The organism is Lysinibacillus sp. 10T31, assembly GCF_056394365.1.
Map to the genome: position 1 here is coordinate 1 of NZ_JBFTHS010000069.1, position 17,303 is coordinate 17,303.

A 17,303-nucleotide genomic window follows, 5' to 3' on the forward strand; every position below is an offset into this window, starting at 1 on the left:
CAACAAGCGATTGAGGATTATATCCAGTTTTACAATAACGATAGATACCAAGAACGATTAAACGGCTTAAGCCCATTAGAATACAGGGCTAAAGCCGCTTAAAAGCTTTTTATTATTTCCACTGTCTACTTGACAGGGAGCAGTTCAATATTTGGCGGCTAATTTTTTTATTTTCCCTTAATTTGTTTCCACTCACTAGCGAGCATACCGTAAGCAACATGGTCAACATAATGATCATAAAGCCATTCTGCTGCACGAATCGTTCCTTCTTTTGTAAAGCCAAGTCGCTCAGGAATGGCACGGCTTTTTGCGTTGCCAACAGCAGCGCGAATTTCGACTTTATTGAGTTGTAAATCCTCAAAAGCATACTGTAATAATGCCAGTACAGTCTTCGTCATAATACCATGTCCTTGAGCGCCTTCACTGAGCCAATAGCCAATAGCAGCTATCTTATTGCTATGATTAATAGTATTAAAGCCAGCAATACCGACTATTTCATTTCGAAAAATGATGGCAAGAGAGAGGTTGCTTTTAGCTTCGTGTCCTTTTATACAGCCTTCAATATATGCCGTTGTATCGGCTACTTCTGTTGTAAAATCTAGCCACGGCAACCATTCACGTAAATATGCACGGGATGCATCTGTTAAGGCAAAAACAGCATTTGCATCTTCTAATTCGACAGTACGTAAAGATAAATCTGGATTAATTGTAATTTGCAATATTCTTCACCTCTTTATTATTTTAACGCGTTATGCATAAAGCCCTTCATTTCGTGACTAAGAACTGTTAACTCCTCAATAATTTCACTAAAATCTTGAACGAGCTGAGCCTGTTCGTTTGTTGCGTCATTGATTTGCCCCATATTTTGCTTAAGGTTTTCAAGGTTTCTATTTATATTTCGTAGGGATGCTTCAATGTTTTCCGTGGCGCTTGATGTTTCGAAGGAAAGCTTTCTAACTTCCTGCGCTACGATGTTAAAGCCAGCACCATGCTGACCCGCACGAGCCGCCTCAATAGATGCATTTAAGCCAAGTAAATTTGTTTGGCGAGAAATGTTTTTTATTAAATCTGTTACTTCATTTGTTTTCTCTGAATCTTCAAGAGCGTGCTGTGCTTGTTTGTTAATTTCCTCACTTGTTGCTGCTAATTCTTCTGAATGTGAGGCAATTGTATGTACTTTGTCCTGTAGACTGTTTACAATGTTATCCATTGTACCCATGTAATCTTCGAGTTTAAGCTCATTGTCGATTGGCAATCCAAATGCTAGGGCACCTACGACTTTCCCATTTTCACGGATTGGAAATGAAAAAGCATTGATGGCAACTCCGTATACATCCTTTGGTATAACGACATCAGCATTTTTCCCATTAAAGGCAATGAAAACATTTTGGTCATTAGCATTTACTTTTTGTCCATCTTGATAGCCAGAATCTACACGATTGCCAGCTAAATATTTAACAACTGTTTCACTTTCCTTCTCAACGACAGCCACGATTGCTTCTTCCTTTAATGCAAGGTGGATATAGGGTGCGGAAATGGCTAAAGCTTCAATAATTTTCATGAAAATTCCTCCAAGTCTGTGCAACGAAAATAGTTTAGTCATCGGAGCATTGCCAATGATTGCTAGATGATTACTTTTACTTTAACACAATATTTTCCAACTCAAAATAGAAATTTATTTGAAGATATGTAATTGCAGTCACGGGAAGATTATCAAATAATATAATGCATTTAACACCATAAATAGTAGGCTCATCACAAAATGTTGTGGTGAAAACGTATGCCATATAGATAGGTTGATTGGAGTGGAGACTGGGCGACTCCTTGGGGATTAGCGATAGAGGAACGAAAGCTAAAACCATCACGTCCTGTGATAACGCCTTCGTGACCAACATCGGTGCTGTTGCTGTCGCTGCGCAAAACCCTCTGCTGCCGCTTCGCTTTCGCGCAAAAAACATCTGTTGGCCCGAGAACCTGGAGCGCTAGCGAAGCGGCTCATCGGACGCCCCCAGGAAGCTCTGCTCTGCGCGAAAGCGAAGCGTCAGCGGCAAATGTTTTATCTGTGCGAAAGCGAAGCGTCAGCAACAAATGTTTTATCTGCGCGAAAGCGAAGCGTCAGCGGCAAATGTTTTATCTGCGCGAAAGCGAAGCGTCAGCAACAAATGTTTTATCTGCGCGAAAGCGAAGCGTCAGCGGCAAATGTTTTATCTGTGCGAAAGCGAAGCGTCAGCAACAAATGTTTTATCTGCGCGAAAGCGAAGCGTCAGCGGCAAATGTTTTATCTGTGCGAAAGCGAAGCGTCAGCAACAAAGCGACCAGTCGGAACGGAAATCAACAACACGTTATGGCAATGATTCAAACGGTGGCAAATTTGTCTATTTTTTGACAAACAATCGTGAGTTTTGAAGGTTATTGTATTAGAATAATAGTAGATTTGGAAGAACGTCAGGAGAGAGAGAAATGGATTACATTCAAAAGGGGACAAAGTCGTTTCATAAAGCAAACTGGGCTTTATTTTTAGCGGGCTTTATTACCTTCGCCAACTTATATGTGACACAGCCATTATTACCAACATTTGCGAAGGAGTTTCATGTATCACCAGCTATTGCGAGTTTAACGCTTTCTGTGACAACTTTTGCGTTATCCATCAGTATGATTATTGTTGGTTCTTTATCAGAGGCGTGGGGCAGGAAATCTTTGATGACGATTTCTATTTTAGCGGCATCTATTATTACACTTGCGCTTGCCTTTTCTCCTAATTTTGAAACGATTTTAGTATTACGTGTTATACAGGGCGTTGTTTTTGCAGGATTGCCAGCAATTGCGATGGCTTATTTAGGAGAGGAAATGGATCCATCTAGTTTAGGTATTGCGATGGGCTTATACATAAGTGGTAATTCGGTAGGTGGGCTTAGTGGCCGAGTTATTATAGGGACATTAACGGATCTTTATAATTGGCAGGTGGGGATGATTGTACTGGGTGTCATCAGTCTTGTGATTAGCGTGTTGTTTATCTGGATGCTACCTAACTCCAAACATTTTACAGCACGTCCATTGCAGATAAAATCATTGACGGCATCTCTTTTGCAGCATTTAAAAGACCCATCCATGCTATGTCTTTTTGGCATTAGCTTTGTATTGATGGGAAGCTTCGTGACTCTTTATAACTACATTGGCTTTAAATTGATGGCGCCACCTTATAATTTAAGTGCTACGATTGTTGGATGGATTTTTGTAATTTACTTAGTAGGTACATTTAGCTCTGCCTGGTTCGGTAGTCTTGCTGATCGGTATGGCCGTCAAAAGATGTTGTTATTGTCTATTGCGATCATGTTTGCAGGGGCTATTTTAACATTAAATGGGCTTCTTAGTTTGAAAATTTTAGGGATTACAATCTTTACATTTGGCTTTTTCGCAGCACATTCGATTGCCAGTGGCTGGGTAAGTAAACGAGCCACTCATGATAAAGCACAAGCTTCCTCTCTCTATTTATTTTTCTATTATTTTGGTTCAAGTATTGGAGGAACGGTTGGAGGGATATTCTGGATGCATTATGGCTGGGGAGGCGCTATTGCAATGATTGCTGTATTTTTAGTCGTTGCATGTTTGCTATCTTTTTTGTTAAAGGAGATTATTGCTAAACAACAGATTGCAGCAGAGCACTAGAAATAGTATTTTTTTGCTTAGCTTTTTACTTTCGCGTATAAAAATGATTTGTCGTAAACTATCTGATAGTATAGTGAGTAGACTGGTGATAAAGAGGAGTTGAAAGAATATGTTCGCGCGTTATAAAGGATTTTCTATTGTCTTTGCTTTTCTGGCGGTAGCATTTGTTTTGACAGGTTGTGGAGCTGCTAAAGACAGTGGGAAATCGGAAGGAAATACGGCAAAGAAAACAGAAGAAATTGAGGATTATTCATCAAAAGTGAAGGAAAATCCAATTGTGACGATCACGATGAACAATGATGAAAAAATCGTAATCGAATTAGAACCTTCTACAGCGCCGAATACGGTAGCTAATTTTATTTCGTTAGTAAAAAAAGGTTTTTATGATGGTCTTAATTTCCATCGAGTTATTCCTGATTTTATGATTCAAGGTGGAGATCCTTCGGGTGATGGTACGGGTGGACCAGGCTATTCGATTGAAGGTGAGTTTTCATCAAATGGTATGAAAAATGATTTGAAGCATGAACGTGGTGTTATTTCAATGGCCCGTTCGAATGATCCGAATTCTGCGGGTTCACAATTTTTCATTATGGTAAATGAAGCATCACATCTTGATGGCGAATATGCGGCCTTTGGGAAAGTAATCGAGGGGATGGAAACAGTAGATGCTATTGTTGCTGCAGAACGAGATAGTGCAGATAAGCCATTAAAAGATCAGCAAATGAAAAAGGTAGAAGTAGATACAAAGGGCTTTGATTATCCTGCCCCAAAGGTACTAAAATAACAGATGTGAAAATCTGAAGTACAATACAAAACAAAGAAGCATGAGAGATCAATGATGATCTTTCATGCTTTTTTGTATTTACCCCATAATATTGTAGCCTGCGTCGATGTAAATCGTTTCACCTGTTACACCGCGTGATAAGTGAGAAAGCATCACGATTGTCATATCTGCCACTTCGTCTTGTTGAACATTACGTTTTAATGGAGCTGTTTCTTCGATTTTGTGTAAAATTGTATTGAAGGAAGGAACGCCTTTTGCAGCAAGTGTGCGAATTGCTCCAGCTGAGATCGCATTAACGCGAATATTATCTTTGCCAATATCTGCAGCAAGATAGCGCATAGATGCCTCTAATGCAGCTTTCGCTACACCCATGACATTGTAGCCATCAAGGACACGCTCTGCTCCTAAGTAACTCATTGTTACGATAGAACCGCCTTCAGTCATATAAGGATGTGCGGCCTTTGTTGCTGAAATAAGAGAATAGGCACTAGTATCTTGTGCAAATGCATAGCCATCACGAGTTGTTTCTAAGAAACGATTGTGTAAATCTTCTGCATTGGCAAAAGCTACTGAGTGGACGATTCCATGGATTACGCCTACTTTTGTACCGATTTCTTCGAAAGCTGCTTTTGTGCTTTCGTCGCTGTTGACATCACATTGTACGATCAGTGAATCAGATTGTCCGATTTTCTCTAATTGCATTTGTAATTTTTTTAATGAACGTTCTTGGCGATATGTGAAAATAACATTTGCACCTACGTCAAATAAACGTTTTGCGATACCCCAAGCAATACTTCGATCGTTTGCCACGCCCATTACGACAATATTTTTATCTTTTAATTGTAATAAATTATCCATCATCTATAAGAACCCCTTTATGAAATAATATCTGTTATTAGTACCAACTACTAAAATCTTATCATACATAAAAAATGGTTGCAATAACAAGATGAAAAGAGTGGCCAACTTTACGTTGAAAATTTCAAAAAAATTTCATCTATAGGATGTTTGAGACGAATCTAGTAGATATTATTTTTTGCTGCAAAATTTTTAAATTAATAAACATGATATTAGAATTTGTTACGAAGTGTATTAGTTGATTGGAGTGGAGACTGGACGACTCATTGGGGATCAGCGTCACAGATGAGACCTTGTAACGTAGCGAAGCGGGAGGGGAACAAAAGCTAAAAGCATCACGTCCTGTGATAACGCCTTCGTGACCAACATCCTGTTGCTGGACGTTTTCACGCAAAAAACATCTGCCGCTGACGCTATGCTTTCGCGCAAAAAAACATCTGCCGCTGACGCTATGCTTTCGCGCAAAAAAACATCTGCCGCTGACGCTATGCTTTCACGCAAAAAACATCTGCCGCTGTCGCTATGCTTTCGCGCAAAAAACATTTGTTGGCCCGACGCCCTTAGGAAAGCGCCAAGTCGGAACGGAAATCAACCACACGTTATGGTGATGAGCCAAAAAATTAATATGCCATCTAACTTTGGTGTTTGTATCGTAAGGATAAAAATAAAGGCACCCAGTTAAGGATGCCTTTAAAGATACGTATGAAGTCTAAAAACTATTCGAATTTTAATGAGTCGCCATCGAAAGTCTCATCTGCTACTTTGATTGAGTCAGTTGGGCATCCTTCGAAAGCATCTTGCATGTCTTCTAGTAGATCTTCTGGAACTTCAGCAGTTCCCATGTTATCATCTAAAATAACGAAGGCAATCCCTTCATCATCATAATCATAAATATCTGGTGCTGCGGCTCCGCAAGCGCCACAAGCGATGCATGTATCTTTATCAACAATTGTGAATTTAGCCATTTTTTTTTCTCTCCTTTTTACATGTTCCTACAAAGCTTCATACTCATTTTAAAGATGTTTATCTTACTTTTCAACATAAATACTATTAAATTGGAGGAATTTGCGTCTATGTTTCATCAAATTTTATTGCAAATCTTTCAAAAACTAAATAACGAACGAACAATTTCCGCTGCTTATCACGTATTAAGAGGCAAGCGCTCAGGTCAGACTATTCAAGACATCGGCCTATTTCAGTTACATAATTATTTTGGTCTATTACCTAAGTTACCTAGGAAGACATTTGATGAAGCCGTAACTTCGTTTTTACAGTATAGTTGGTTAACTATGCAAGAATCTGGTCACTATTCCATGAAAAAGCTAGGATTACAACGAGCGGAGCAGACTCCTGATTTTTTATTTGACGGATGGCACTATCGGGGAAATGAGCATGTGTTTTTTGCGAGGTTCTCGTTAATTGTGCAAAGTTTATCTTTTCAAAGTGTTGGGGTTCGTTCATTTTCTCCTATTAGTAAGGATACGAATGTTCAGTCTTGGGTTCGTACATTTTTAGTCGAGCAGAACTATCAAGATGGGCATTTACAGCAGCAATTACTGGAGGAATGTGAACAGGTGCTTTCTGTGTTACCTTTATCAGAAGCCAACAAACAGCTTGTCCTCTATCGGTTGAGTGGTCATAGTTTACCAGGATGGACGTGGCAGCAGCTTGCGAGTGAACGTAAGGAAACAGTTTTAGATTGTCAATTAGCGTTTATAGAATTGCTACATACATTATTAACTGAAGTTCACCAGACAAATGATTATCCGTTACTTGGAAAAATGGCAGAGGAATTAAGAGTAAAAGCATTACTAACCGATTCAGCGCAGCAAACAGCACATTTATATGAGAAAGGCTATTCAATTGAACAGATTGTGCAAATAAGGAAACTAAAACAAAGTACAATCGAAGATCATTTGGTGGAATTAGCCATGAATGAACCGAACTTTTCGATTGGTCCATTCGTCTCTTATGAAGAAGCGGAAAAAGTTTGGCAGGCATCGAAATACTATCAAACCAAAAAATTGAAAACATTGCATGAAGTAGTTGAAGGTATGAGTTATTTCCAGTTAAGGCTTGTCCTCGCGAAAGGAGAAGTATAAATGGAACTTGAACAAACGTTAGAAAAGTATTTTGGTTATACAACATTTCGTCCAGGCCAAAAAGAGGTCATTGAAGCAATCCTAGAAGAAAAAGATGTTATTGCTTTATTACCAACAGGAATGGGGAAATCACTTTGTTATCAGCTACCAGGATATATCTTGCAGAAGCCAGTTTTAATTGTCTCTCCTTTACTTTCTCTAATGCAGGATCAGGTAGAAGAGCTAAAACGCTTTGGTGAAAAGAGAGTAGTTGCCTTAAATTCGTTTTTAACCGTAAATGAAAAACGATATGTATTACATTTTTTAGAGCAATTTCGTTTTATCTTTACGTCACCAGAGATGCTTTTACAGCAACAAGTTCAAGACAAGCTTTCGCAAATGCAGCTAGGTCTTATCGTAGTAGACGAAGCACACTGTATTTCTCAGTGGGGCTTTGATTTTCGACCAGATTATTTACGAATTGGACAATGGTTTTCACAAGTAAATCGTCCACCGGTTTTAGCATTATCAGCGACTGCGACGAATAAAGTTGTCAATGATATACGGGATACATTGTCGCTAGATACACCATTTGAGTTTTTGTACAATGTGGATCGGCCTAATATTCATCTTGGGCGTGTCGTATTTGAGGATAGGGCAGATAAAGCACACTGGATTATGCAGCATGTTAAAGAGACGGCAGGACCGGGTATATTATATATGTCCTCGAGGAAGCGTGCTGAACAATATAGCGAAGCGCTTTTACAGGCTGGTATACGAGCGGCAGCTTATCATGCAGGCTATGTTGCAGAAGACCGTCAGTTTATTCAGCAACAATTTATAGATGGTGAACTCGATTGGATTGTGGCTACGAATGCTTTTGGTATGGGTATCAATAAGTCAGATATTCGTCAGGTCATCCATGAAACGATGCCTACTAATGTAGAAAATTACATGCAGGAAATTGGCCGTGCAGGGCGTGATGGTCAACCAGCGCTCGCAATTTTACTTTATAGTGATGGTGACGAGGAACTTGCGAATTTTGTTGTAACAGGCGATTTGCCAACAGCTGGTCATGTTGATCGATATCAGGAACTACTAAATCAACAAGTACATCCTTCACAAATGTTGAAAAATGGAGAGCTGAGTGAGACCGCTTTTCGTGTGCTTGATTACTGGCTGCAACAAGAAACGATGGAACAAGTTAAAGTGCGTTTAAATCATTTAGTACTGGAAAAATATCATGCTGTCGATAAAATGCATAAAATTACTCAGACAAAAGACTGTATTCGCACACATCTAGTCGGGTATTTTGGGCAAAAATTGCTGAAAAAACCAGAAAACTGTTGTGAAAATTGTGGAATCCATTATGATGAAATCAATAAGGTACGCTTGAAAGAAGAGAAGAAAATAGAAATGATCCCATGGAAAAGTCGGCTAAAGCAACTATTAATGGGTTGTTAAAGGCTCATCACCAAAAGATGTGGATGACATTTGTTAATGCGTATGCCATATATAAGTTGATTGGAGTCGACCAGTCGGAACGGAAATCAACCCCCACGTTATGGTGATATGCCCTTTTTAGACTAAAACTTACGGTCATTTACTTTTTTCGCAAAATTCGTCATAATAGAATGATAGAAAGCGTAGTAAGGTTGGAGGAACGGCGAATGAGTAAAGAAGATTATCGCGATAAAATCGAAGAACATCGTCAATCTTTTGAAGAAGAACAAAAAGAACAGCAAGCTTTATCTAGAGTTTCAAGAATGAAGAAAAATGGAAGTGACAATAAAAAGCCAAAAAATACAAAACGAAAACCGCCATTAATGACGATTCTTTTTGTAATTTTTATCTTGATTCCATTATCGATATTAGTCTATTTTTTAAAATTCTATGAACCTGGAACAACAATTGAAGAAGCTGAAAAAAAATCTAAGGATGAAATTGTAGAAATTGACAAGTCAGGGGATAAAGATAAGGTACCTGTATCAACTGACAAAAACAAAGCAAAAGAAGACGATAAAGCAGGCAAAGCAGACAAAGCAGACAAAGCAGACAAAGCAAAGGAACAGTCTAAGAAAGATGCTGAGAAATTAGCAGCTGAGCAGAAGGCCGCTGAGGAAGCGAAAAAGGCCGAAGCAGCTAAGAACGCAGAAGATGCTAGAAAAACCGAGGAAGCTAATAAAGCTGAGCAAGCTAGAATAGCACGAGCAGAAGAAGCTAGAAAAGCGGAACAGGCACGTAAGTCCGAAGAAGCACGCAAAGCAGAAGAAGCAAAACAATCTGCAAGTGCAAGTACTCATACTGTAAAAGCAAATGAAAATCTATATCGTATTGCATTGAATCACTACGGCGATGGCAGTGAAGCTACACTATCGAAAATTCGTGCAGCAAACGGTATGTCTTCAAATAATGTAAGGATTGGGCAAGTTATTAAATTACCATAAGAAAAACGGGTGTCATTCTTTGGCAATGATGTTTTTCTAGTATAAAATAATGGACAAACGTCAACACCAAATATGGTTGGGGCGTACGTCTGATTTAGTGAAAAGGCGATTCTTCATTATCATGAATCGTCTTTTTGCTTTCGTAAGGAGATGTGAGGGAATGATTTATTTTGGACTATTTGTTTTAGTAGACATCGCGTTCCTGCTTTATATGTTGAAGGTGGCACATGAAAATAATGTATTGCATCATCAATTGTTATTAAAGGGTGAACAGGAAAAAATCCGACTATTTTTTATTTCGGATACACATTTACGCAAAATTAACCGTCAGATGATTGAGAAATTAGATGGTCAATTTGATGCTGTTATTATTGGTGGAGATTTTGCGGATGCACGCACACCTATTTTACGTATTCATGAGAACCTAAAATTATTAACTCCGTTAGGACCAACTTATTTTGTATGGGGTAATAATGATAGAGAAGTAGGTGAAGAGCGATTACGAAATATTTTACAGGAACATGGTGTTCAGATTATTGCCAATGATGCTATATTACTACCTAAAAAAAACCGCTTTTGGCTAAATGCAATTGAAGACACATCTACAATGAAAAATAGCTTTGAAGAAGCATTTGCAAAGGTAGGAGAGAAAGATTTAGTTGTTTTCATCGCACATAACCCTGGTGTTTTTGCAAGAGTCCGTGCAAAATTTAGGGCAGATTTAATGATTGGTGGGCATTTACACGGTGGTCAAATTAGAATTGGTCCATACGGTATGCATCCAAACGGTTCTTATCGGGAGCGTGATGGTGTGATGACTTTAGTAAGTAACGGCTATGGTACGACTTTATTACCTTTTCGACTTGGTGCGAGACCACAGTGTCATATTATTGACATTGAAATTTCGGGTAAATAAACAACCAAAACTCGATAGAAGGCGTATAATGGAAGCGATAAGGATTTATTCGGTAAAAGCCCGATTAATCAATTTTGCCTCGGCATAATTGCGTCCGGAGGCTTTAGGCCAACAAATGTTTTTTGCGCGAAAGCGAAGCGTCAGCAGCAGATGTTTTTTGCGCGAACACGTAGTGCTAACGTAGCGTCAACAAGGTGTTTTGTCTGTGCGAAAGCGAAGCGACAGCAACAAGGTGTTTTGTCTGTGCGAAAGCGAAGCGACAGCAACAAGGTGTTTTGTCTGTGCGAAAGCGAAGCGACAGCAACAAGGTGTTTTGTCTGTGCGAAAGTGAAGCGACAGCAACAAGGTGTTTTATCTGCGCGAAAGCGAAGCGTCAGCGGCAACAGCACGAGGTTGGTCACTCAGGCGTTTTTCACAGGATGTGAAATTCATAGCCTGAGTTCCTTTATTTCAGCGGATGTTTGGACACCCGCTGAAAAGTAACTTAAACCCGCATTCATCTCACCATCTAGTGAGGTGGGAGACTTCTGACCTTTCGCTTTCGCTACACAAAACATTTGCTGAATGAAGTTAAAAGTAAAGTATTAGCAGATGCTGATACAAAGTTGATAGGAGTGTCAAGAAATGCAGCAAGTAGATGCAATTATTGTTGGGGGAGGCCCATGTGGTTTAGCAGCAGCAATAGCCTTGCAGAACATTGGATTAAAGCCAATTGTCATTGAAAAAGGAAATATCGTAAATGCGGTTTATAATTACCCTACACATCAAACTTTCTTTAGTACGAGTGAACGTCTAGCTATTGGTGATGTGCCATTTATTATTGAAGGTCGTAAACCAAAGCGAAATCAAGCGCTAGTTTATTATCGAGAAGTTGTGCGTTTGAAGGATATTCAAGTAAACCGCTTCGAGAAAGTAAATAGCGTTGTGAAAAATGGAGCGGTGTTTACAGTAACGTCAGATAAAGAGGTTTATACAACTCCTTATGTTGTGATCGCTACAGGCTACTATGACCATCCAAATTATTTAAATATCCCAGGTGAGAAATTACCGAAAGTCTTCCATTACTTTAAAGAGGGACATGAATTTTTTGATACTGATGTTCTTATAATAGGTGGAAAAAACTCGGCAGTGGATGCGGCGCTTGAATTGAATAAGGCTGGAGCTCGTGTTACTGTTGCCTATCGCGGTAGTGAGTATTCATCTAGCATCAAGCCGTGGGTTTTACCAGAATTTGAAGGAGTAGTACGAAATGAAGAAGTCCAAATGCATTTCAATACAAATATACTGGAAATCCGTGAGCATGAGGTCGTAGTAGAAATTGAAGGTAGCAAGAAAACTTTAAAAAATGATTTTGTTTTTGCGATGACAGGCTATCATCCAGATCACTCATTTATTCGAGCAATGGGTGTCTCTATTGATTATGAAACGGGGCGTCCTTTCTTTAATTCAGAAACGATGGAAACAAATGTAGAAGGATTATTTATTGCGGGAGTTATTGCAGCTGGAAATAATGCCAATGAAATTTTTATTGAAAATGGTCGTTTCCACGGCGACTGTATTGCGAAGACAATTGCCAAAAGAGCAAAATAGCAATAGAAGCTGTATAGGCGAGTAAGCTTATACAGCTTTTTTTAAAAACGTCGGATAGGAGAGAAAAAGCGACGGAAGGAAGATCCAGAGCGACGGATGAAAGAGCCGAAGTGACGGATAGAAGGGCTAGAGCGACGCATGAAAGAGCCGAATCGACGGAAAGAAGGGCCCGACGGAAAGAAAAGCCAAAGTGACGGATAGAAGAGATAAGCGGCTCATCGGATGCCCCCAGGAAAGCGCCCAGTCATAACGGAAATCAACCCCACGTTATGGTGATAATACATAATAAATTTCTCTAATCGCAGTTGATAAAAAAGGTGTGAAAGTATGATTGGGTTATATTGGATTCTGAGTTATATTATAGGGAACTTTATGACGGCATATGTCGTTGGAAAAGCATATGGTGTTAATTTACAGGAAGAAAGAAGTCAAAACTTAGGGGCTAGAAATGCTGGTAGTGTGATTGGGAAAGGTGCTTTTCTATGGACTTTTTTAGGGGATTCTTTAAAAGGTGCGCTCATTGTTGGTGTAGGGCGTTTATTTCATTTCGAAGAATGGGTAATTGTTTTAGGCGCTAGTTTGGGCATGTTTGGTCATATGTTTCCGTTTTGGCTTAAGTTTAATGGGGGAAAAGGAGTCGCAACTTTTATAGGTGTAGGTCTGGCATTATCTCCAAGCTTATTTTTCATGATGGTTGTAGGGTCAGCTATTACGCTTAGTGTAACTAAAAGTTTAACACTTAGTATGTTAGGTGGCTTTGTCTTATATGCTGGAGCGATTGTTTATACAGATAAATTAATGTTATACATACCGATACTAGTAGCAATAAGTTTTATGCTTATTAAACATATGTCGAATATTAAAGAGGTTTTAGAGAGAAGGAAGTGATTATATGTATTGGTGTAAAATTGCGCATACAGAAGCGGAGTTTGAGGAAATTGCACGATTAAATTATGAAACCTTTGTCGAAGAAATTCCACAGCATAAACCAAACACTGAAAGGAAGAAAGTTGACCGTTTTCATCATGAAAATACGTATATCGTTGTTTATAAAGGAATAGAACTTATAGGCATGCTTGCATTTAGAGATCATAGGCCGTTCTCAATTGATGAAAAGATAGGAATGGTTGAGCAGTATTTATCAAAAGAGATTAGTACTAAACTATGTGAAATTAGATTGCTTGCCGTCAAGAAGGCATACCGAACAGGAAGAGTACTGCTGAAATTGACACAGGCATTGACTGCTTTTGCATATGAAAAAGGTTATTCGGCAGCGGTTATCTCAGGTACTACTCGTGAAGAGAAGCTTTATAAGCAAATGGGCTTTACCCAATTTGCACCTGCTACAGGGACAGAGGATGCTTTATTTTTACCAATGGTATTAACGAGACAGCAGTTTGAAAAGTCTTTACAGCAAAGACTTGCGAAAGAGTGCCATACTTTTTATCCAGGTCCAGTGAAACAAAGTGAACCATTTATGTATTCAGAGCTTTCTCATCGTTCGTTAGGCTTTCAATCATTATTTGAGAAAATGGGAAATAAGTTGCTTCAATTATCAGGAGCAGAGCATGTAGCTACAATTGTAGGAACTGGGACATTGGCCAATGAAGTTATGCTAGGGCAATTGAAGGCTCAACAATTAGGGCGTGGACTAATTTTAACAAATGGTGAGTTTGGAGAACGTCTTCGAAAGCAAGCAGAGAGATGGTCATTGGATTTTGATGTAATTGAGCAAGATTGGGGAAGTTCCTTTGATACAACTATTTTGGACTCTTATTTACAAAAAAGATCTTATCAATGGCTTCTTGTAGTACATGGAGAAACGTCGACCGGTACTTGTAATGATTTAGAGGGAATTTTACAGCTTACAAAACGATATAATATAAAGCTTTGCATTGATTGCATTAGTTCTTTCGGAGCAATGCCATTTTCTTTAAAAGATTGTTATTTAGCGACTGCAGTGAGTGGAAAAGCAATTGGTGCGCTCAGTGGTTTAGCTTTTATTTTTTCGCAAAACATTGTGAAATCTTCTTCAACATTGCCTGCTTATCTCGATTTAGCTAATTACCAGCAATGTGCGATTCCATTTACATTACCAGCAGTACTTGTTGCAAATGTTACTGCAGCATTACAAGCATATCCAGAAAGATATGGACAGTTACAGCAACGTTTTAAAACATTACTGCAACTACCATTTATGCACTACCAAGTTTCAACTAGACAGTATCCGATGCTGATTACTTTACAACTTCCTAAGACTTTGGCAAATCTACAGAGAGATTTAAATTTAAATGGTTATTATGTTCATGCAGATAGCCAATACTTACGTCAAAGAGATTTCATACAGCTCTCAGTTATTCAGCCGGATTTTGAGATAGCAATCAATCATTTACATAAAATCTTGAATTATTATAAGCAAATTGGAGATGCATAAGCTTAATTGAATATTGAATACATTAGCTTTACATGAAAAATTCCTTTAAATCAAGAGGAGTTCCTACTTTGTTGAGCCCAATTAATAATTTTAGTCGCGCCTTTTGACCATTAATACCAGTTGCAAATATAGCTCCTAAATCTTCGAGCATTTTGCCACCGCCAACATAGCCGTAAACTCCTTCAGCGATACCATTAAAACAACGGGATACTAGTATAACAGGAATACCGCGCTCTAAAAGACTTTCAATACCTTTAACAACTGCTGGAGGGACGTTGCCTTGTCCAAGGCCTTCTAACACAACGCCATCATATTTACATGCGAGTACTACATCAAGTAAGTCAACCTCCATACCAGCATACACTTTCAGCATGGCTACTCGTTTTGATAATCTATCAATTTCTACATATTGACGGCGGATAGGGGCATGATGAAATAATATTCTTGATTTTGTAATAAGTCCAATCGGGCCATATTGAGGTGACTGAAAGGTATTTACCGAACTAGTACTTGTTTTTGTAGTGTTAACAGCAAGGTGGACTTCATCATTCATGACAACAAGTACACCTTTCTCGCGAGCTTCTTCATCTACGGCTACACGAACAGCTTCCACTAAATTATAAATACCGTCTGCACCAAGTTCATTTGAGGAGCGCATTGCACCTGTTAAGACAATAGGAATTGATAAATCAGTCGTTAACTCTAAAAAATAAGCTGTTTCTTCTAATGTATCAGTACCATGAGTGATAACAACGCCATCAATTTTATCGTCTGTAACTTTTTCGATAATAAGATTACGTAATTTCAGCATTTCTTTTTGTGTAATATGTGGTGATGGGAGGTTAAAAGCCTCCATTTCAATAATTGAAGCAAGTGCATCAAGTTTACTGCTTTCCTTCATTAGAGGATTTTCCTTGTTTGGCATAACGGCACCTTCATCACTCATTGCCATAGAAATTGTTCCACCTGTATGAATTAATAAAATTGTTTTTTTCATAAAAAATATTTGTCTCCTTTTAAAAAGTTTTATGTCATATCATGGTATAATAATAGCAGTTTATCTTCATGTAAAAGATACTTTTTTGTCGAAAACGAAAGTTTAACGACACAGAAGTTTGCCACCTGAGATACACGGATATTTTTTTATGCGGGTGTCCAATAATCGGTAGAAAAAGATAAACTTGGGATAAGGAATTTTACATCCTTTGAAAACGCCAAAGTTAACCAACATTTTGCGCTGTCGCTTCACTTACGCGCAAGAAAAGATTTGCTGCTGCCGCTGTCGAGCAGAAAACATTGTTGGTTTAATGCATTAGAAGGATGTCACGAATTTTAAAATCTTAACATAAATATGTCAAGGCGAAATTGATTTTTGAAAGGAGCCGGCATCATGATCATTCTATTATCAGCTGCCATTGCTCCCGGTCTAGCGCTTTTTAGTTACTTTTATTTGCGCAATCAGATGGCAACGGAGCCAAGAAGAACCTTACTTCAAACGTTTTTGTATGGCGCATTTTTAACGTTCCCAATCTTGTTCTTACAATATGTACTAACAGAGGAAGGAGTCTTTCATTATCTTTATCTACAAGATGTAGTTTTTTCTAGTGTAGTTGAAGAGTTTTTTAAATGGTTTGTGCTTTTAATCGCAATCTACAATCATGTAGAATTCGATGATCCCTATGATGGCATACTGTATGGTGCAAGTATATCTCTTGGTTTTGCCACGATAGAAAATGTGCTTTATTTATTTTCTTTCGGTTTGGATACTGCATTTATGCGTGCATTATTACCTGTATCAAGTCATGCTTTGTTCGGTGTTGTAATGGGCTATTATTATGGACGTGCCAAGTTTTCTAAGCTTGCAAAGACGAAAGAAATGATTGCTATGGCGATTTGTGCACCGGTAGTATTACACATTTTATATAATACAATTTTATCATTCAAAGGGTATTGGGTATATTTAATGATCCCCTTTATGCTATTTTTGTGGTGGTTTGGGCTACGGAAAGTCAAGCTCGCTCACTATCACCTAGTACAACATTTGCATATGCATAAAAAAATATAAAGCGTAGAAATCTAAAATAGATTTCTGCGCTTTTCTATTTTTAAACTTCTTTCAGCAAATGTTCCTTTGTACCGAAAGCGTAGCGACAGGTACAAAAATCTACCTCCTCTATAGGTGGTGAGATGAATACGGCTTTAAGTTACTTTTCAGCGGGTGTCCAAACACCTACTGAAATAGAGGAACTCAGTATAAGAACGCCACATCCTGTGGCAACGACTGAGTGACCAACATCATGTTGCTGCCGCTGCGTTAGCACTACGCTTTCGCACAAAAAACATCTGCTGCTGCCGCTTCGCTTTCGCGCAAAAAACATCTGCTGCTGCCGCTTCGCTTTCGCACAAAAAACATCTGCTGCTGCCGCTTCGCTTTCGCGCAAAAAACATCTGCTGCTGCCGCTTCGCTTTCGCACAAAAAACATCTGCTGCTGCCGCTTCGCTTTCGCGCAAAAAACATCTGCTGCTG

The 17,303-nt window shown here is 38.8% G+C and carries 20 protein-coding genes; 13 read left to right on the top strand and 7 right to left on the bottom strand.

The genetic code is table 11. The features are described 5' to 3' along the window. Positions 1 to 102 (top strand): IS3 family transposase (locus AC1DCY_RS24490; RefSeq protein WP_477349455.1); only part of this gene is annotated, 102 nt, incomplete at its 5' end. 65 nt (positions 103 to 167) lie between these two features. Here AC1DCY_RS24490 and AC1DCY_RS24495 read toward each other — a convergent pair. Together AC1DCY_RS24495 and AC1DCY_RS24500 are read right to left on the bottom strand one after the other, a co-directional pair. Beyond that, a complete protein-coding gene (locus AC1DCY_RS24495; protein WP_477354513.1) occupies positions 168 to 719 on the bottom strand; it encodes a GNAT family N-acetyltransferase in 552 nt (183 codons plus the stop codon). 17 nt (positions 720 to 736) lie between these two features. Then, positions 737 to 1,561 (bottom strand): methyl-accepting chemotaxis protein, encoded by an 825-nt coding sequence (locus AC1DCY_RS24500; protein WP_477354516.1) that lies wholly within the window; start codon positions 1,559 to 1,561, stop codon positions 737 to 739. Positions 1,562 to 1,961: 400 nt separating this feature from the next. On the opposite strand from AC1DCY_RS24500, the gene AC1DCY_RS24505 reads away from it, so the two are divergent. The 3 genes from AC1DCY_RS24505 (at position 1,962) to AC1DCY_RS24515 (ending at position 4,450) form a co-directional block, all read left to right on the top strand. Further along, positions 1,962 to 2,354 carry a hypothetical protein gene (locus AC1DCY_RS24505; RefSeq protein ID WP_477354519.1) on the top strand — a complete coding sequence of 131 codons (393 nt, stop codon included), beginning with the start codon at positions 1,962 to 1,964 and terminating at the stop codon, positions 2,352 to 2,354. Positions 2,355 to 2,460: 106 nt separating this feature from the next. Then, a complete protein-coding gene (locus AC1DCY_RS24510) occupies positions 2,461 to 3,666 on the top strand; it encodes an MFS transporter (RefSeq protein WP_477354522.1) in 1,206 nt (401 codons plus the stop codon). Positions 3,667 to 3,775: 109 nt separating this feature from the next. Next, the gene (locus tag AC1DCY_RS24515) at positions 3,776 to 4,450 is read left to right on the top strand and encodes a peptidylprolyl isomerase (RefSeq protein ID WP_477354525.1); all 675 of its coding nucleotides are present in this window, start codon (positions 3,776 to 3,778) and stop codon (positions 4,448 to 4,450) included. Between the two features lie 78 nt (positions 4,451 to 4,528). Here the strand turns inward: AC1DCY_RS24515 and AC1DCY_RS24520 are convergent, their stop codons facing one another. The 3 genes from AC1DCY_RS24520 to AC1DCY_RS24530 all read right to left on the bottom strand — a co-directional run bounded on the left by AC1DCY_RS24520 (position 4,529) and on the right by AC1DCY_RS24530 (position 6,273). Then, positions 4,529 to 5,311, bottom strand: coding sequence for an enoyl-ACP reductase FabI (locus AC1DCY_RS24520; protein WP_403024934.1), 783 nt, complete (start codon positions 5,309 to 5,311; stop codon positions 4,529 to 4,531). A gap of 276 nt (positions 5,312 to 5,587) precedes the next feature. Then, a complete protein-coding gene (locus AC1DCY_RS24525; protein WP_477354528.1) occupies positions 5,588 to 5,851 on the bottom strand; it encodes a hypothetical protein in 264 nt (87 codons plus the stop codon). A 173-nt stretch (positions 5,852 to 6,024) separates the two neighbouring features. Further along, positions 6,025 to 6,273 carry a ferredoxin gene (locus tag AC1DCY_RS24530; RefSeq protein ID WP_053482601.1) on the bottom strand — a complete coding sequence of 83 codons (249 nt, stop codon included), beginning with the start codon at positions 6,271 to 6,273 and terminating at the stop codon, positions 6,025 to 6,027. 108 nt (positions 6,274 to 6,381) lie between these two features. Here AC1DCY_RS24530 and AC1DCY_RS24535 point away from each other — a divergent pair, with 108 nt between their 5' ends. The 8 genes from AC1DCY_RS24535 (at position 6,382) to AC1DCY_RS24570 (ending at position 14,776) form a co-directional block, all read left to right on the top strand. Then, entirely contained in the window at positions 6,382 to 7,410 is a 1,029-nt protein-coding gene (locus AC1DCY_RS24535; RefSeq protein ID WP_477354532.1) for a YpbB family protein, read from the top strand. After that, on the top strand, positions 7,411 to 8,853 hold the full coding sequence (locus AC1DCY_RS24540; protein ID WP_477354535.1) for a RecQ family ATP-dependent DNA helicase: 1,443 nt from the start codon (positions 7,411 to 7,413) through the stop codon (positions 8,851 to 8,853). 206 nt (positions 8,854 to 9,059) lie between these two features. Further along, complete coding sequence (locus AC1DCY_RS24545; protein WP_477354538.1) at positions 9,060 to 9,836, top strand: LysM peptidoglycan-binding domain-containing protein; 777 nt, start codon at positions 9,060 to 9,062, stop codon at positions 9,834 to 9,836. Between the two features lie 160 nt (positions 9,837 to 9,996). Then, on the top strand, positions 9,997 to 10,752 hold the full coding sequence (locus AC1DCY_RS24550) for a metallophosphoesterase (RefSeq protein ID WP_477354541.1): 756 nt from the start codon (positions 9,997 to 9,999) through the stop codon (positions 10,750 to 10,752). Positions 10,753 to 10,902: 150 nt separating this feature from the next. Next, entirely contained in the window at positions 10,903 to 11,235 is a 333-nt protein-coding gene (locus tag AC1DCY_RS24555; protein WP_477354544.1) for a hypothetical protein, read from the top strand. A gap of 141 nt (positions 11,236 to 11,376) precedes the next feature. Then, a complete protein-coding gene (locus AC1DCY_RS24560; protein WP_477354547.1) occupies positions 11,377 to 12,342 on the top strand; it encodes a YpdA family putative bacillithiol disulfide reductase in 966 nt (321 codons plus the stop codon). A 327-nt stretch (positions 12,343 to 12,669) separates the two neighbouring features. Then, positions 12,670 to 13,230, top strand: coding sequence for a glycerol-3-phosphate acyltransferase (locus AC1DCY_RS24565; RefSeq protein WP_477354549.1), 561 nt, complete (start codon positions 12,670 to 12,672; stop codon positions 13,228 to 13,230). 4 nt (positions 13,231 to 13,234) lie between these two features. Continuing rightward, on the top strand, positions 13,235 to 14,776 hold the full coding sequence (locus AC1DCY_RS24570; protein ID WP_477354552.1) for an aminotransferase class V-fold PLP-dependent enzyme: 1,542 nt from the start codon (positions 13,235 to 13,237) through the stop codon (positions 14,774 to 14,776). 28 nt (positions 14,777 to 14,804) lie between these two features. Here AC1DCY_RS24570 and AC1DCY_RS24575 read toward each other — a convergent pair whose 3' ends face one another. After that, the gene (locus AC1DCY_RS24575; protein ID WP_477354555.1) at positions 14,805 to 15,773 is read right to left on the bottom strand and encodes an asparaginase; all 969 of its coding nucleotides are present in this window, start codon (positions 15,771 to 15,773) and stop codon (positions 14,805 to 14,807) included. A gap of 393 nt (positions 15,774 to 16,166) precedes the next feature. Between AC1DCY_RS24575 and prsW the strand changes: the two genes are divergently transcribed. Further along, on the top strand, positions 16,167 to 16,841 hold the full coding sequence (gene prsW / locus AC1DCY_RS24580) for a glutamic-type intramembrane protease PrsW (RefSeq protein ID WP_477354558.1): 675 nt from the start codon (positions 16,167 to 16,169) through the stop codon (positions 16,839 to 16,841). 139 nt (positions 16,842 to 16,980) lie between these two features. On the opposite strand, the gene AC1DCY_RS24585 is transcribed toward prsW, so the two are convergent. Continuing rightward, positions 16,981 to 17,303 (bottom strand): hypothetical protein (locus AC1DCY_RS24585; RefSeq protein ID WP_477354561.1); only part of this gene is annotated, 323 nt, incomplete at its 5' end.

Bases quoted from the DNA above. Each gene is read 5' to 3' on its own strand.
- AC1DCY_RS24500 (WP_477354516.1), bottom strand. From the start codon at position 1,561: ATGAAAATTATTGAAGCTTTAGCCATTTCCGCACCCTATATCCACCTT.
- AC1DCY_RS24520 (WP_403024934.1), bottom strand. From the start codon at position 5,311: ATGATGGATAATTTATTACAATTAAAAGATAAAAATATTGTCGTAATG.
- AC1DCY_RS24560 (WP_477354547.1), top strand. From the start codon at position 11,377: ATGCAGCAAGTAGATGCAATTATTGTTGGGGGAGGCCCATGTGGTTTA.
- AC1DCY_RS24550 (WP_477354541.1), top strand. From the start codon at position 9,997: ATGATTTATTTTGGACTATTTGTTTTAGTAGACATCGCGTTCCTGCTT.
- AC1DCY_RS24510 (WP_477354522.1), top strand. From the start codon at position 2,461: ATGGATTACATTCAAAAGGGGACAAAGTCGTTTCATAAAGCAAACTGG.
- AC1DCY_RS24535 (WP_477354532.1), top strand. From the start codon at position 6,382: ATGTTTCATCAAATTTTATTGCAAATCTTTCAAAAACTAAATAACGAA.
- AC1DCY_RS24565 (WP_477354549.1), top strand. From the start codon at position 12,670: ATGATTGGGTTATATTGGATTCTGAGTTATATTATAGGGAACTTTATG.
- AC1DCY_RS24515 (WP_477354525.1), top strand. From the start codon at position 3,776: ATGTTCGCGCGTTATAAAGGATTTTCTATTGTCTTTGCTTTTCTGGCG.
- AC1DCY_RS24525 (WP_477354528.1), bottom strand. From the start codon at position 5,851: ATGTTTTTTGCGCGAAAGCATAGCGACAGCGGCAGATGTTTTTTGCGT.
- AC1DCY_RS24575 (WP_477354555.1), bottom strand. From the start codon at position 15,773: ATGAAAAAAACAATTTTATTAATTCATACAGGTGGAACAATTTCTATG.
- AC1DCY_RS24540 (WP_477354535.1), top strand. From the start codon at position 7,411: ATGGAACTTGAACAAACGTTAGAAAAGTATTTTGGTTATACAACATTT.
- AC1DCY_RS24530 (WP_053482601.1), bottom strand. From the start codon at position 6,273: ATGGCTAAATTCACAATTGTTGATAAAGATACATGCATCGCTTGTGGC.
- AC1DCY_RS24555 (WP_477354544.1), top strand. From the start codon at position 10,903: ATGTTTTTTGCGCGAACACGTAGTGCTAACGTAGCGTCAACAAGGTGT.
- AC1DCY_RS24545 (WP_477354538.1), top strand. From the start codon at position 9,060: ATGAGTAAAGAAGATTATCGCGATAAAATCGAAGAACATCGTCAATCT.
- AC1DCY_RS24570 (WP_477354552.1), top strand. From the start codon at position 13,235: ATGTATTGGTGTAAAATTGCGCATACAGAAGCGGAGTTTGAGGAAATT.
- prsW (WP_477354558.1), top strand. From the start codon at position 16,167: ATGATCATTCTATTATCAGCTGCCATTGCTCCCGGTCTAGCGCTTTTT.